The organism is Rhodococcoides corynebacterioides NBRC 14404, from assembly GCF_001894765.1.
In the GTDB taxonomy this organism is placed as follows: Bacteria; Actinomycetota; Actinomycetes; order Mycobacteriales; family Mycobacteriaceae; genus Rhodococcoides; species Rhodococcoides corynebacterioides.
On the sequence record NZ_BCWV01000004.1, the window covers coordinates 175998 to 190356 of the forward strand.

Sequence of the window (14359 nt, forward strand, 5' to 3'; positions counted from 1 at the left end):
CGGTCGGCGGTCGCGTAGCGTCGGACGACGACGACAGGACGATCGACGACGGGTGGTGGCACGGTGAGCAGCGACGAGACCGACGAACGACGGCACCCGGCTCTGGTGGCCACGGCCATCGCACTCCCCGTCGCCCTGGTGGCCGGAGTGATCGTCGCGGCGGTGCTGGCGACCCGCGCACCGGAGCAAGGCCCCGTGGCCCTCGGCACCGTCCCCGCCCCCGACGCCGAGTCGGCGGACTGCACGTCGTTGCTCGGTGCGCTGCCCGACGCGTTCGACTCGTTCACCCGCGCGGCCCTGGTCGATCCGGCCCCGCCCGGCGCGGCCGCCTGGAACTCCCCCGACGTCGCCGAGCCGGTGGTGCTGCGGTGCGGACTGGAGCGCCCCGCCGAGTTCGACCAGGCGTCGCGTCTGGACGTGATCGACGACGTGCAGTGGTTCCCGGTGTCGGGCGACGCTCAGGGTATCGATGCCACCACCTGGTACGCGGTGGACCGCCCCGTCTACGTCGCCCTGACCGTACCCACGGGCACGGGACCCACTCCGCTGCAAGCGATCACGGCCGTCGTCTCGCAGACCCTGGCCGCCGGTCCCCTCGATCCGAATCCGATCAACTAGCGCAGGCCGGTACCGCGGGCCAGCGCCGTCTCGACGAGAGTGCCCACGAGGTGCGTGTACTCGACGCCCGCGGCCTCCCACATGCGCGGGTACATCGAGATCGACGTGAAGCCGGGCATGGTGTTGATCTCGTTGATCACGGGGCCGTCGTCGGTGACGAAGAAGTCGACCCGTGCGAGCCCCTGGCAGTCGAGCGCCCGGAACGCCTCGACGGCGATCTCCCGGATGCGGTCGGACGTCGCGCCGTCCAGCCGGGCCGGGATGTCGAACTCGCACACGTCGTCGAGGTACTTCGAGTCGAAGTCGTAGAAGGCGTCGTCACGATCCGAGTCCGGCATACGGATCTCCGCGACCACACTCGCGCGAACCGACCCGTCGGGCATCTCGAGCACGCCGCACTCGACCTCGCGGCCGACGATGGCGGCCTCGACGACCACCTTGGGATCGTGCTCGCGGGCCTCGCGCACCGCCGCGTCGAGGTCGGCCCAGTCGGTGACGCGGCTGATGCCGATGGACGATCCACCGCGGGCGGGTTTGACGAAGACCGGCAGCCCGAGGTTCTCGCGCTCCCCGGCATCGAGCGTGGCGCGATCGCGGCGCAGCACCACCTGCCGGCCGATGGGCAGACCCTCGGCGGCCAACAGCTTCTTGGTGAATTCCTTGTCCATCGCGGCGGCACTCGCGAGCACACCCGGGCCCACGTAGGGCACTCCGGCGACCTCGAACAGGCCCTGCACCGTGCCGTCCTCGCCGTACGCGCCGTGCAGCACGGGGAAGACGACGTCGACGGTCTCGATGTTCGCGGCATCCGCCGAGGCCAGGTGACCGGGATCGGCGGCGTCGACGGTCAGCGCGAGGGGTTCGGCGTCGTCCACCGACGGCATGACGCGACCCGCGATACGAAGCCGCTCCGGATCGGCCGTTCCCCGGACCCAGGTGCCCGATCGGGTGATACCGACGGGCACCACGTCGAAACGCTCGGGATCGAGATGGCGCATGATGCTGCCTGCGGACACGCACGACACCGCGTGCTCGTTGCTGCGGCCGCCGTAGACGACGGCCACCTTGATGCGCTCACTCACGTGAGCACCGTACCCGTCCGGGTCACTCCGGCTTGTGACGCCGTCCCAACAATCCGTGCACCGCACCGTGCACCGACAGACCTTCGTGGCAGACCCGGTGGACGGCGTCGGTGAGCGGCATCTCGACGTCGTACGCGTCCGCGAGAGCGCGAATCGACGTGCACGATTTGACCCCTTCGGCGACCTGCCCGTGGGCCGCTTCCTGCGCGCTCTCGAGGGTGCCGCCCGCCCCGAGATTCTCGCCGAAGGTGCGGTTGCGCGACAACGGAGACGAGCAGGTGGCGACCAGATCGCCGACGCCGGCGAGACCGGCGAGGGTCGACGGATTGGCGCCCAGCGCGACGCCGAGCCGGGTGACCTCGGCGAGTCCGCGCGTGATGATGCTGGCGACGGAGTTGGTCCCGAACCCCACTCCGGCGGCCATGCCGCACGCGAGGGCGATGACGTTCTTGCACGCACCGCCGATCTCGCAGCCGATCACGTCGGAGTTGGTGTACGGGCGGAAGTACTTGGTGGCGCACGCTGCCTGCAGCGCGATGGCGCGATTCGAGTCCGGGCAGGCGATGACCGTCGCCGTCGGCTGTTCCGCGGCGATCTCCTTGGCCAGGTTCGGCCCGGAGAGGGTGCCGACCCGCGACGGATCGGCACCGGTGACCTGACACACCACCTGCGTCATGCGCATGAGCGTCCCGGTCTCGATGCCCTTGGCCAGTGAGAGCAACGTCACGTCGTCCCCGATGAGCGGGGCCCACTCGACGAGGTTGTCCCGCAACGACTGGGACGGCACCGCGAGGACCACCGTGCACGCCCCGTCCAGGGCGACCGACGCGTCGTGCGTGGCCCGGATCCCGTGCGGCAACGGAACACCGGGCAGATAGTCCGGGTTCTCGTGCTCCTCCGCGATGGACCGCGCGAGCTCCTCCCGCCGGGCCCACATGGTGACCTCGGTGCCGGCGTCGGCCAACACCTTCGCGAATGCCGTACCCCAGGAACCGGACCCGAGCACCGCTGCCTTCACCATCGCCGAGCCTCCGAGCGTCGTCCCCCGACCGCGGTGCTCCGCCGATCGTGGTGCACACAGTAGCCATCCGGGACCGCGTTCCGAGCGATTCCGGGCAGCACTGGCAGGATCGACGATCATGAGCACGTCGCCGCACCGCCGTCACCCGGCCGCGCCCGGCGACCCGGGTCCCGGTGTGCACGTCGTGCTGGCCGTGAAGAACCTCGCGGGCGCCAAGAGTCGACTGGCCTCCGCACTCCCGGGGTCGCGCCGAGCGGACCTGGTGGTGGCCATGTTGCTCGACACCGCGACGGCCGCCGCGTCGTCCTCGTTCGTCGTCGGCTGGTCGGTGGTGACCCCCGATCCGCGCGTCGCCGACGCCGCGGCGCGCGCGGGGGCGACCACGGTGTCGGAGCCGGCCTCCACGGTGTCGGAGCCGGCGTCTCCGGGCGGGGGCGGAATCGACGGGCTCAACCGGGCGCTGAGCGCGGCACACGACGCCGTGCGGGGCAGCGGGGTCGACGTCGTCGCGTTGGCGGCGGACCTCCCCGCGCTCACGACGGCGGAATTCGACGCGGCGTACCGGGCGTCGACACCGTCGGGTCGCTCGGTCGTGGTCGACCACACCGGATCGGGCACGTCCGCCCTCGTCGTCCGCGGCACGGGGGTCGATCTGCACCCCCTCTTCGGGCCGGACTCGGCCGCACGCCACGTGTCCTCCGGGGCCGTCGCCCTGACGGGACCGTGGCCGGGTCTGCGGCTCGACGTCGACACCGAGGACGACGTCCGTCGCGCCGTGGCGCTGGGCGTGGGCGACCGCACCCGTGCGGTGCTGACGAACGCCGGGTGGCCGGTGAGTGAACACCGTCCGCTGCAGTGACCGGGTGCCCATCGACGCGGTCGGTGAGGAATGATCGTGAGGGTGAGCGACAAGGTGAGCGAGACCCGCGACGACCCCACCGACGACAGCACCTGGAGCGCCCCGTTGGCCACGGGCCGATCCGCTGCCGGCGAGGGACGCCCCGCACCCGGCGCGCCGCCCGCGGCGACGTCGGACACGGCCGTGCCGGGCGACGCCCTCCCCGAGGACCGCTACCTCAATCGCGAACTCAGTTGGCTCGACTTCAACTCTCGCGTCCTCGCGCTGGCGGAGGACGCCTCCCTGCCGCTGCTCGAGCGGGCGAAGTTCCTGGCGATCTTCGCCAGCAACCTCGACGAGTTCTACATGGTCCGGGTCGCGGGCCTGAAACGACGCGACGAGACCGGGTTGTCGGTGCGGTCGGCGGACGGACTGTCGCCGCGCGAACAGCTGTCCCTGATCGCCAAGAGAACCCAGGAGATCGCCGAGCGCCACGCCCGCACCTTCCTCGACCGGATCGTGCCGGAGCTCGCGGCCGAGGGAATCGACATCGTGCGGTGGTCCGCGGTGACCGAGGACGAGCGCGTCCGCCTCACCGAGTACTTCAACAGTCAGGTGTTCCCGGTACTCACGCCGCTGGCCGTGGACCCGGCGCACCCGTTCCCCTACATCAGCGGCCTGTCGCTCAATCTCGCTGTGACGGTCAAGGATTCGACGACGGGCGGCGAGCACTTCGCCCGCGTCAAGGTGCCGGACAACGTGGACCGCTTCGTGCAGTTGCGACGCGGCGAGCCGGGGTCGATTCCCGCCTTCCTCCCGATGGAGGAACTCATCGCGGCCCATCTCGACGTCCTCTTCCCCGGCCTGCAGATCGTCGAGCACCACGCCTTCCGCATCACCCGCAACGCCGACTTCGAGGTCGAGGAGGACCGCGACGAGGACCTGTTGCAGGCCCTCGAGCGGGAGTTGGCACGACGACGCTTCGGGTCCCCCGTGCGACTCGAGGTGGCCGACGACATGACCGACCACATGCTCGGATTGTTGTTGCGCGAGTTGGACGTCGACCCCGGCGACGTGATCCAGGTGCCCGGTCTGCTCGACCTCTCGTGCCTGTGGCAGGTCTACGGCGTCGATCGGCCGATGCTCAAGGACGCGCCCTTCGTGCCCGCGACGCATCCGGCCTTCGGCGAGCGGGAGACACCCAAGAGCATCTTCTCCACCCTGCGCGACGGCGACGTGCTCCTCCATCACCCGTACGACTCGTTCTCCACCAGCGTGCAGCGCTTCATCGAGCAGGCCGCCGCCGATCCGCACGTCCTGGCGATCAAGCAGACGCTCTACCGCACCTCCGGTGACTCGCCGATCGTCAACGCCCTCATCGCGGCGGCCGAGGCGGGCAAGCAGGTGGTGACCCTCGTCGAGATCAAGGCCCGCTTCGACGAGCAGGCCAACATCGCCTGGGCCCGCAAGCTCGAACAGGCGGGAGTACACGTCGTCTACGGCCTCGTCGGCCTGAAGACGCACTGCAAGACCTGCCTGGTGGTGCGTCGGGAAGGCTCGACCATCCGGCGCTACTGCCACATCGGCACCGGCAACTACAACCCGAAGACGGCGCGGCTGTACGAGGACGTCGGCCTCATCACGGCGGACGAGGAGATCGGCGCCGACCTCACGGACCTGTTCAACTCCCTCACCGGGTACTCCCGCAAGGAGAACTACCGCAACCTCCTGGTCGCCCCGTTCGGGGTGCGCGCCGGCATCGTCGAGCGCATCGAGGCGGAGGTCCGGGCGCACCGCGAGGGCCGCGAGTCCCGCATCCGGCTCAAGGCCAATGCGCTCGTCGACGAGCAGGTGATCGACGCGCTGTACTGGGCGTCGTCGGAGGGCGTGCGCGTCGAGGTCGTCGTCCGCGGCATCTGCGCGCTCAAGCCGGGGGTGCCGGGTCTGAGCGAGAACATCGAGGTGCGGTCCATCCTCGGCCGTTTCCTCGAACATTCGCGCGTGCTGCACTTCCGAGCGATCGACGAGTACTGGATCGGCAGCGCGGACATGATGCACCGCAACCTCGATCGCCGGGTCGAGGTCATGGCGCAGGTGCGCGACGGCCGCCTGACGGAGCAACTCGGGGCCATGCTCGACTCCGCGATGGACACGACCACGCGGTGCTGGGTGCTCCAGTCCGACGGGTCCTGGTCGGCGTCCCCGGCGAGCGGCGAGACGGTGCGCGATCACCAGGTCTCGCTCATGCGCCAGCGCCGCTACACCGGATCGTGAGCCGCGGGTCGATGACCGACACGACCGTGCGCGCCGCGGGCGCCGTTCTGTGGCAACGCGAGACGCCCGACGACGAACCCCGGGTGGCCGTCGTCCATCGTCCGCGGTACGACGACTGGTCGCTGCCGAAGGGCAAGGTGGACCCCGGGGAGATCCCCCCGGTGACCGCCGTGCGCGAGGTGGCCGAGGAGACCGGGTACGACTGCGTCCTCGGCCGCTCCCTCGGATCGACCACCTATCCGCTGCCGCGTGGCCGCACCAAACACGTCGACTACTGGTCCGCGCGCGTCACGGGCGGCGAGTTCGTCGCCAACGACGAGGTCGATCGCATGGTCTGGGTGAGCCCGGCGCAGGCCCGCGACACCGTCTCCTACGACGCGGATCGCGAGATCCTCGCGCGGTTCGTCCACGGCCCGCACCCGACGAGTCACGCGGTGCTGGTCCGGCACGCACGCGCCGGATCGAAGGCGCGGTACCGCGGCGACGATGCCGAACGACCGCTCGACAGCGTCGGGGTCCAGCAGGCCGAGGCGCTGGTGCCGGTTCTGTCGGCGTTCGGCGGCACCGCGGTCTTCAGCGCCGAGCGCACGCGCTGCGTCCAGACGGTGGCACCGTGGGCCCGCTCGGTCGGTCTGCAGGTGGTCCCCGAGCGCGCTCTCACGGAGGAGACCTACGCTCGCGACCCGGACGTGGTCCGCCGCCGGGTGCGGGACATCGTCGCCACCACTCCCGGCGTCCCCGTGATGTGCAGTCAGGGCAAGGTCATTCCGCCGCTGATGGAGTGGTGGGCCGAGCAGGACGGACTGACTCTCACGCGGAGCAGGTCCCGTAAGGCCAGCGTCTGGCTTCTCGGATTCGTCGGCGGCGTGCTGGTGACGGCCGACCATCTCGAGTCACCGCTGCCCGCATCGGTTCGAGACGACTGACCCCCGCGCGCACGTCCGGACCTGCACACCGACACGACGCGAGCCCCGGATCCCGTGAGGGTCCGGGGCTCGCGTGCGTGGTGCGGGTGGCTACTTGCGGGCGGTGCGCTTGGCCGGAGCCTTCTTGGCGGGTGCCTTCTTGGCCGGTGCCGACTTCTTGGCCGCGGCCGTGGTCTTCTTCGCGGCGGTGGTGGTCTTCTTGGCCGCCGTGGACTTGCTCGCCGTCGACTTCGTTGCCGTGGTCTTCTTGGCTGCGGTCTTGGCGGGTGCTTTGGTGGCGGTGGTCTTCTTGGCTGCGGTCTTGGCGGGCGCCTTTGTGGCGGTGGTCTTCTTGGCTGCGGTCTTGGCGGGCGCCTTGGTGGCGGTGGTCTTCTTGGCTGCGGTCTTGGCGGGCGCCTTGGTGGCGGTGGTCTTCTTGGCCGCGGTCTTGGCCGGCGCCTTGGTGGCGGTGGCCTTCGCCGCCGTCGTCTTCTTCGCCGCAGCAGTCTTCTTCGCGGCCGTGGTCTTCTTCGCGGCCGCGGCGGCGCCGCGCTTGACGGCGGGACCGGTGGCGGCGAGCTTCTGTCCTCCCGCGATGACGGCCTTGAACTGAGCGCCCGGACGGAAGGCGGGAACCGACGTCGGCTTGACCTTGACCGTCTCACCGGTGCGCGGGTTGCGCGCGACGCGAGCGGCGCGACGACGCTGCTCGAAGACGCCGAACCCGGTGATGGTCACCGAGTCACCGCGGTGCACGGCGCGCACGATGATGTCGACGATGTTCTCGACGGCATCGGTGGCGCTGCGGCGGTCCGCGCCGGTCTTCTCGGTCAGGGCATCGATCAGTTCTGCCTTGTTCATCGGTCATTCCTCCGCACACTGATGGCCCCTCGTCGGACCGACTGTGTACCACGGTAAACCGCGACAGCGCACGAGTCCACGACCCGCGCCGAATCGGCGTGGGTCCGTAAACCGTGTCGTACCAAAGCGTGTCGCGTCGACCGCGCCGAATCGGAGTGCCGTTCGGCGTGCTCTCGGTGCCGCGGGCCGCGGCACCGGGGCCTGCGCAGAGGTCAGCGAGCCGGCTCGGGGAGGGTGATCGGCTTGTGGGACGGCCGTGTCGTTTCGAAGGCGGAAATGGCGTCTACCTGGCGTAACGTCAGGCCGATGTCGTCCAGACCCTCCATCAGACGCCAGCGGGTGTAGTCGTCAATCTCGAAGCGCACCACGGTGGTTCCCGCGGTGATCGTCTTGTTCTCCAGATCGACGGTGAGCTCGAGCCCCGGCTGTTCGTCGAGCAGTTTCCACAGAATTTCGATGTCGGACTGTTCGACGATCGCGGCCAGCAGACCGGCCTTTCCGGCATTGCCCCGGAAGATGTCGGCGAATCGCGAGGAGACGACGACGCGGAAACCGAAGTCCGACAGTGCCCACACGGCGTGCTCGCGCGAGGAACCGGTGCCGAAATCCGGCCCCGCCACGAGAACCGAGCCGCGGTCGTAGGGCTCGGTGTTGAGGATGAATCCGGGGTCCGATCGCCAGCCCGCGAAGAGCCCGTCCTCGAAGCCGGTGCGGGTGACCCTCTTCAGGTAGACGGCCGGGATGATCTGGTCGGTGTCGACGTTGCTGCGACGCAGCGGAACACCGATGCCGGTGTGCGTGACGAACGGTTCCACGGTGTGACTCCTCGTGCGATTCGGTGATGCGAGCGGGCGGGGGCCGTCAGTCGAGGTCGGCCGGCGCGGACAACCGACCGCGGACCGCGGTGGCGGCGGCGACGGCCGGCGATACCAGATGGGTCCGGCCGCCCTTGCCCTGTCGCCCTTCGAAGTTGCGGTTGGACGTCGACGCCGAGCGCTCGCCCGGTGTCAACTGGTCGGGGTTCATGCCGAGGCACATCGAGCATCCGGCCTGCCGCCACTCGGCGCCGGCCGCGGTGAAGATGGCACCGAGGCCCTCCTCTTCGGCCTGGGCGCGCACCCGCATCGAGCCGGGCACCACCAGCATGCGCACTCCGTCCGCGACGCGGCGACCGTCGAGGACCGACGCCGCCACCCGCAGATCCTCGATGCGGCCGTTGGTGCACGATCCCAGGAAGACCGTGTCGACGGCGATGTCGCGCAACGGCGTTCCCGCCTCGAGGCCCATGTAGTCCAGAGCCTTGCGCGCGGCCTGACTCTCGCCGTCGTCGGCGATGCGCTCCGGATCCGGCACGGAGGCACCGAGCGGAGCACCCTGCCCCGGGTTGGTGCCCCACGTGACGAACGGGGTCAGCGCGGAGGCGTCGATACGCACCTCCTTGTCGAACGTCGCGCCCTCGTCGGTGTGCAACTGCGACCAGGCCTCGACGGCGCGGTCCCAGTCCTCCCCCGCGGGTGCATGCGGCCGGCCCTGCAGGTAGTCGAACGTGGTGCGATCCGGCGCGATCATGCCCGCACGCGCCCCGGCCTCGATCGACATGTTGCAGATGGTCATTCGCGCTTCCATCGACAGCTTCTCGATCGCGGATCCGCGGTACTCGATGACGTGACCCTGCCCGCCCCCGGTGCCGATCTGCGCGATGACCGCGAGGATCAGATCCTTGGCGGAGACGTCGTCCCCGAGTTCGCCGTCGACGGTGACCGCCATGGTCTCGAACGGACGCAACGACAACGTCTGCGTCGCCAGCACGTGTTCGACCTCGCTGGTACCGATACCCATGGCGAGCGCGCCGAACGCCCCGTGCGTCGAGGTGTGGCTGTCGCCGCACACGACGGTCGTCCCGGGCTGCGTCAGCCCCAACTGCGGACCGATGATGTGCACGATGCCCTGCTCGAGATCACCCATCGAGTGCAGGCGGATGCCGAACTCCTCGCAGTTGCGACGGAGGGTGTCCACCTGGGTCCGGGAGACGAGGTCCGCGATCGGCTGATCGATGTCGACGGTCGGCACGTTGTGGTCCTCCGTGGCGATCGTCAGATCCGGCCGACGGACGGGACGGCCGGCCAATCGCAGGCCGTCGAACGCCTGCGGACTGGTGACCTCGTGCACGAGGTGGAGGTCGATGTAGATGAGGTCGGGCTGATCACCCTCGCCCCGGACGACCACGTGCTCGTCCCACACCTTCTCCGCCAGGGTCCTGGGTGCCATGCCGTTCCTCCTTCGCCTCCGCCACGGCCCCGTGTCCCACCGGGTACCGCATTGTGCGACCGTCGTCCTGCATTCTCACCATGCGGGACGCTAATATCGCTTCATGGGACATAGTAGCGGCATCGGCGTTCTCGACAAAGCGATGCGTGTTCTGCACGCCGCGGCGCAGGGACCCTGTTCGCTGGCCGATCTCTGCACCGCCGCCGACCTCCCCCGCGCCACCGCGCACCGTCTCGCCGTCGGCCTCGAGGTCCATCGCATGCTGGCTCGGGACGCGGACGGCATGTGGCGGCCCGGACCCGCCCTGGGCGAGCTCGCCCGCACCGCGGCCGATCCCGTCGTCGAGGCGTCCGCACCGGTGCTCCCCCGACTGCGCGAGGCCACCGGGGAGAGCGTGCAGGTCTACCGCGTCGAGGGGACTCGCCGGGTGTGCGTCGCCGCCGTCGAACCGCCCACCGGGCTGCGGGACACCGTGCTCGTCGGATCGCGACTGCCGCTCACCGCCGGGTCGGGCGCGAAGGTTCTGGTGGCGTGGGCGGATCCTGCGCTGCAGCGGGCCGTCCTCGCCGAGGCCGCGTTCGGCGAGCGCACCCTGGCGGAGGTACGACGGCGGGGCTGGGCGCAGAGCGTGGCGGAGCGTGAGCCCGGGGTCGCGAGCGTCGCGGCGCCGATCCGGGGACGCGACGGGCGCGTCGTGGCCGCGATCTCGGTCTCGGGACCGGTCGACCGCATGGGACGACGGCCCGGGGCGCGTTGGGCGGCCGATCTGCTGGCCGCGGCGGAGAGCGTGGAGACGCGGTTGGGGTCCTGACGGGCCGGACCGCCCGAAACGACACCGAAACGACACGAGGACCACTGCGCGATGCAGTGGTCCTCGTGTACGACGTAGCCCCGACGGGATTCGAACCCGCGCTACCGCCTTGAGAGGGCGGCGTCCTAGGCCGCTAGACGACGGGGCCAGGATCTTCCTGTGAAGCAGACGCTTCGGTGACGCTGGTGAAGCAACCGGACGAGCATAACCGGTGGAGACCGTCCGAGGAAATCGGACATTCTCTGCTGGGGTACCAGGACTCGAACCTAGAATGGCGGTACCAGAAACCGCTGTGTTGCCAATTACACCATACCCCACTACCACGGACGAACCGCAGGCGCGACCCGCTCCGACCAGGTGCTCCGGAGCGCTTCGAGCCGTGCAGAACACTACCAAACAGTGTCCGTGATTCACCAAATCGCCAGGTCAGGGCGCAGCATCGGGCTTCGGGGGCGAGTCGGGCTCGTGGAAACTGACGTCGATCTCCTCGAAACCCTTGCTTCGCTGCGCCTCGGCCTGGGCGGTGTAGGCGTCACGGTCACCGTCGGTCAGCTCGACGTTGTCGGTGAACGGGGTGAGCAGGGCCCGGGGGTGCAGAGTGTCCACCCGGACCACGTTGACCTCGATGCAGAGCACCACGACCAACGACGCGATGTAGAGGAAGGCGAGGAGGCCGAGCACGATCGCGAACACCCCGTTCGTGGTGTCCGCGCCCCCGACGACCGTCTGGACGTAGTACCCCCCGAAGGATTGCAACACCTGCCAGAGCACACCCGCCAGCGCGGCACCCGGCAGGACGTCGCGCACGGTCACCGGCCGGGTGGTGCCGAGCCGGAAGGCCACCACGAAGGTCGCCGTGTTGAGCACGACCGCGGCGATCACCACGAAAACCTGTGCGACGGAACCGAAGAAGCCCGCCGCGTTGAACCCGTTCAGGACGGTCACACCGACGACGGCGGTCCCGACGGTGACGAGCAGACCGAAGCCGCGGAGTCGCGCGGTGATCGGGTCCGGCCGTTCGTTCTTCGGCACGGCCCAGGCCACGTTCATCGCATTCTGCGCCGCCACCGCGACACCGAGTCCGCCGTACAACGACCCGACGACACCGATCACGATGGCGCCCACTCCCCCGCTGAGCCGATCGGGTTGGCCGAGCTGGTCCCCGATCAGCGGGATCTGACTCATCGCGGAGTCCAGGATGCGTTGTTGCAGATCGGGATTGCCCGCCAGCGCGATGCCGAGCGTGGTCGAGAAGAGGAGCAGCAACGGAAACAGCGAGACGAACGCGTAGTACGCGATCAGAGCCGCGAGGTACCCGCCCTGATCGTCGACGAACTTGTAGACGACGGCGAGCGGGTAGCCGACGGCGGGCCGACGTCGTTGGAAGCGATCCAGCCGCTCGGTGAACGACGCCGGCCGCGCCTCAGCCGTCGAGTCGGTCACGGGCCGCACGCAGTCGCAGGAGCGAGTCGTCCCGACCCAGCAGAACCAGGGATTCGTAGAGCGGCGGACTGACGTGCGACCCGGTGACGGCGACCCGCACCGGACCGAACGCCTTGCGCGGCTTGAGGTCCAGTCCGTCCACCAGCGCCGACTTCAGCGCCTCCTCGAGCGCCGGAGCAGTCCATTCCGCCGCGTCGACGGCGGTGATCGCCGCGTCGAGGACCGGCCGTGCATCGGGGCCGAGGTTCTTCGCCGCGGACGCCGGGTCGACGGTGAACTCCTCCCGTGGGGCCAGCAGGAACTTCAGCAGACCCCAGGCGTCGGACAGGACGACGATGCGCGTCTGCACGAGTTCGGCGGCCTCGGCGAAGACGGCGTCGTCGACGCCGATCGGATGACCGGCCGCCTCCAGGAAGGCTCGGAGCCGTGTCGCGAAGTCCGCGGGTTCGAGCAGACGGATGTGCTCGGCGTTGATCGCGTCGGCCTTCTTCTGGTCGAAGCGGGCGGGATTGGCGTTGACGGACCCGATCTCGAAGGCCTCCACCATCTCCGCGAGCGAGAACACGTCACGATCGTCGCGGAAGCCCCAGCCGAGCAGGGCCAGGTAGTTGAGCAGTCCCTCCGGGATGAAACCGCGCTCGCGGTGCAGGAACAGATCCGCCTGCGGATCGCGCTTCGAGAGCTTCTTGTTGCCGTCGCCCATGACGAACGGAAGGTGACCGAACTCGGGGACACGGTCCGCGACACCGATGCGCACCAACGCCTCGTACAGCGCGATCTGGCGGGGGGTGGAGGACAACAGGTCCTCGCCGCGCAGCACGTGCGTGATCTTCATCAGCGCGTCGTCGACGGGGTTGACCAGGGTGTAGAGCGGAACTCCGTTGCCGCGCGTGAGCGCGAAGTCCGGCACGGTCCCGGCACGGAACGTGGTGTCACCGCGCACGAGGTCCGTCCAGGACAGGTCGTGATCGGGCATGCGCAGTCGCACGACGGGCTTGCGTCCCTCGGCGAGGAACGCCTCCCGCTGGTCGTCGGTGAGGTCGCGGTCGGCGTTGTCGTACCCCAGCTTCGGATCCCGGCCGGCCGCCCGATGCCGCGCCTCGACCTCCTCCGGGGTGGAGAAGCTCTCGTAGGCCTCGCCTGCGTCGAGGAGCGTGCGCACCACGGCCAGGTGCTGGTCCCGACGGAGCGACTGACGGTAGGGCTCGTACGGCCCACCGACCTCGGGGCCCTCGTCCCAGTCGAGTCCGAGCCACCGGAGCGCGTCCAGCAGTGCGTGATACGACTCCTCGGAATCGCGCGCGGCGTCGGTGTCCTCGATGCGGAAGACGAAGTCGCCCCCGTGGTGCCGGGCGAACGCCCAGTTGAACAGCGCCGTCCGCACCAGACCGACGTGCGGAGTGCCGGTGGGCGACGGGCAGAATCGAACGCGCACGCTCACTTGTCCACCACCGGGTTGCTCAGGGCGCCGATGCCCTCGATCTCGACTGTGACCGTCTGACCGGCGACGACGGGACCGACTCCCTCCGGCGTACCGGTGAGGATCACGTCGCCCGGCAACAGCGTCATCACCGCGCTGACCCACTCGATGATGGCCGGAACGTCGTGCAGCAGAAGCGAGGTGCGGCTGCGCTGCTTCGTCTCGCCGTCCACCGTGGTGGTGACGGCGAGATCGCTCGGGTCGATCGAGGTCTCGATCCACGGGCCGAGCGGGCAGAACGTGTCGTGGCCTTTCGCCCGCGTCCACTGGCCGTCGTGCCGCTGGTGGTCGCGTGCGGTGACGTCGTTACCGGCGGTGTACCCCAGCACCACGTCCAGGGCCCGCGCGGCCGGAACGTCCTTGCAGGGGCGGCCGATGACGACGGCCAGCTCACCCTCGTAGTGGACCTCGGACGAGGACGGCGGCCGCACGATCGGCGCACCGGGACCCACGATCGAGGTGTTCGGCTTGAGGAAGATCACCGGATCCTCCGGTGCCTCGCCGCCCATCTCGGCCGCGTGCGCCGCGTAGTTCTTGCCGATGCAGATCACCTTGCTGGCCAGGATCGGCGCGAGGAGTCGGACGTCCGCGAGCGGCCAGGTCCGGCCGGTGAACGTGGGGGTGCCGAAGGGATGTTCGGCGATTTCTCGAGCCGTCCTGTCGTCTCCGTCGCCCTCGATGGACACGAAGGCGACACCGTCCGGGCTCGCTACTCGACCTAAGCGCATGGCGGGAGTCTATCGACGTGCCCGATATCG

At 69.7% G+C, this 14359-nt stretch carries 13 protein-coding genes and 2 tRNA genes; 5 read left to right on the top strand and 10 right to left on the bottom strand.

What is annotated here, in order from left to right; genetic code table 11:
- Nucleotides 1-63: 63 nt before the first annotated feature.
- Nucleotides 64-618 carry a DUF3515 domain-containing protein gene (locus RC2_RS10150; RefSeq protein ID WP_068145430.1) on the top strand — a complete coding sequence of 185 codons (555 nt, stop codon included), beginning with the start codon at nucleotides 64-66 and terminating at the stop codon, nucleotides 616-618.
- Here RC2_RS10150 and RC2_RS10155 read toward each other — a convergent pair.
- Both RC2_RS10155 and RC2_RS10160 read right to left on the bottom strand, forming a co-directional pair.
- Complete coding sequence (locus RC2_RS10155; RefSeq protein ID WP_245811064.1) at nucleotides 615-1700, bottom strand: D-alanine--D-alanine ligase family protein; 1086 nt, start codon at nucleotides 1698-1700, stop codon at nucleotides 615-617. The two genes, RC2_RS10150 and RC2_RS10155, sit on opposite strands and share 4 nt — an antisense overlap.
- Nucleotides 1701-1722: 22 nt before the next feature.
- Nucleotides 1723-2721: an NAD(P)H-dependent glycerol-3-phosphate dehydrogenase gene (locus RC2_RS10160; protein ID WP_068145434.1), complete on the bottom strand. Its 999-nt coding sequence runs from the start codon at nucleotides 2719-2721 to the stop codon at nucleotides 1723-1725.
- 118 nt (nucleotides 2722-2839) lie between these two features.
- Between RC2_RS10160 and cofC the strand changes: the two genes are divergently transcribed.
- From cofC to RC2_RS10175, 3 genes are all read left to right on the top strand, one after another.
- Nucleotides 2840-3580, top strand: a complete 741-nt coding sequence (gene cofC / locus RC2_RS10165) for a 2-phospho-L-lactate guanylyltransferase (protein WP_068145438.1) — start codon at nucleotides 2840-2842, stop codon at nucleotides 3578-3580.
- A gap of 105 nt (nucleotides 3581-3685) precedes the next feature.
- Nucleotides 3686-5833, top strand: coding sequence for an RNA degradosome polyphosphate kinase (locus RC2_RS10170; protein ID WP_068145516.1), 2148 nt, complete (start codon nucleotides 3686-3688; stop codon nucleotides 5831-5833).
- Between the two features lie 11 nt (nucleotides 5834-5844).
- Nucleotides 5845-6759: an NUDIX hydrolase gene (locus RC2_RS10175; protein WP_068145440.1), complete on the top strand. Its 915-nt coding sequence runs from the start codon at nucleotides 5845-5847 to the stop codon at nucleotides 6757-6759.
- 90 nt (nucleotides 6760-6849) lie between these two features.
- Here RC2_RS10175 and RC2_RS10180 read toward each other — a convergent pair whose 3' ends face one another.
- The 3 genes from RC2_RS10180 to leuC form a co-directional block, all read right to left on the bottom strand.
- A complete protein-coding gene (locus RC2_RS10180) occupies nucleotides 6850-7599 on the bottom strand; it encodes an HU family DNA-binding protein (RefSeq protein ID WP_068145442.1) in 750 nt (249 codons plus the stop codon).
- 212 nt (nucleotides 7600-7811) lie between these two features.
- Nucleotides 7812-8414 (bottom strand): 3-isopropylmalate dehydratase small subunit, encoded by a 603-nt coding sequence (gene leuD / locus RC2_RS10185; protein ID WP_068145445.1) that lies wholly within the window; start codon nucleotides 8412-8414, stop codon nucleotides 7812-7814.
- Nucleotides 8415-8460: 46 nt separating this feature from the next.
- Complete coding sequence (leuC, locus tag RC2_RS10190; RefSeq protein WP_068145449.1) at nucleotides 8461-9867, bottom strand: 3-isopropylmalate dehydratase large subunit; 1407 nt, start codon at nucleotides 9865-9867, stop codon at nucleotides 8461-8463.
- Nucleotides 9868-9970: 103 nt separating this feature from the next.
- Here leuC and RC2_RS10195 point away from each other — a divergent pair, with 103 nt between their 5' ends.
- Nucleotides 9971-10678 (top strand): IclR family transcriptional regulator, encoded by a 708-nt coding sequence (locus tag RC2_RS10195; RefSeq protein ID WP_068145453.1) that lies wholly within the window; start codon nucleotides 9971-9973, stop codon nucleotides 10676-10678.
- A 75-nt stretch (nucleotides 10679-10753) separates the two neighbouring features.
- On the opposite strand, the gene RC2_RS10200 is transcribed toward RC2_RS10195, so the two are convergent.
- The 5 genes from RC2_RS10200 to RC2_RS10220 all read right to left on the bottom strand — a co-directional run bounded on the left by RC2_RS10200 (nucleotide 10754) and on the right by RC2_RS10220 (nucleotide 14329).
- Nucleotides 10754-10826, bottom strand: a tRNA-Glu gene (locus RC2_RS10200).
- Between the two features lie 97 nt (nucleotides 10827-10923).
- Nucleotides 10924-10995, bottom strand: a tRNA-Gln gene (locus RC2_RS10205).
- Nucleotides 10996-11104: 109 nt separating this feature from the next.
- Nucleotides 11105-12121 carry a YihY/virulence factor BrkB family protein gene (locus tag RC2_RS10210; RefSeq protein ID WP_245811065.1) on the bottom strand — a complete coding sequence of 339 codons (1017 nt, stop codon included), beginning with the start codon at nucleotides 12119-12121 and terminating at the stop codon, nucleotides 11105-11107.
- Nucleotides 12102-13562: a glutamate--tRNA ligase gene (gltX, locus tag RC2_RS10215; protein ID WP_068145455.1), complete on the bottom strand. Its 1461-nt coding sequence runs from the start codon at nucleotides 13560-13562 to the stop codon at nucleotides 12102-12104. Before gltX ends, RC2_RS10210 begins: the two co-directional genes overlap by 20 nt.
- Entirely contained in the window at nucleotides 13559-14329 is a 771-nt protein-coding gene (locus RC2_RS10220) for a fumarylacetoacetate hydrolase family protein (protein WP_068145458.1), read from the bottom strand. Before RC2_RS10220 ends, gltX begins: the two co-directional genes overlap by 4 nt.
- Nucleotides 14330-14359 lie beyond the last annotated feature (30 nt).

What these genes read in the sequence shown, in the direction of transcription:
- RC2_RS10160 (WP_068145434.1), bottom strand. Translation starts at nt 2,721, where the DNA reads ATGGTGAAGGCAGCGGTGCTCGGGTCCGGTTCCTGGGGTACGGCATTC.
- cofC (WP_068145438.1), top strand. Translation starts at nt 2,840, where the DNA reads ATGAGCACGTCGCCGCACCGCCGTCACCCGGCCGCGCCCGGCGACCCG.
- RC2_RS10175 (WP_068145440.1), top strand. Translation starts at nt 5,845, where the DNA reads ATGACCGACACGACCGTGCGCGCCGCGGGCGCCGTTCTGTGGCAACGC.
- RC2_RS10180 (WP_068145442.1), bottom strand. Translation starts at nt 7,599, where the DNA reads ATGAACAAGGCAGAACTGATCGATGCCCTGACCGAGAAGACCGGCGCG.
- leuC (WP_068145449.1), bottom strand. Translation starts at nt 9,867, where the DNA reads ATGGCACCCAGGACCCTGGCGGAGAAGGTGTGGGACGAGCACGTGGTC.
- RC2_RS10195 (WP_068145453.1), top strand. Translation starts at nt 9,971, where the DNA reads ATGGGACATAGTAGCGGCATCGGCGTTCTCGACAAAGCGATGCGTGTT.
- RC2_RS10220 (WP_068145458.1), bottom strand. Translation starts at nt 14,329, where the DNA reads ATGCGCTTAGGTCGAGTAGCGAGCCCGGACGGTGTCGCCTTCGTGTCC.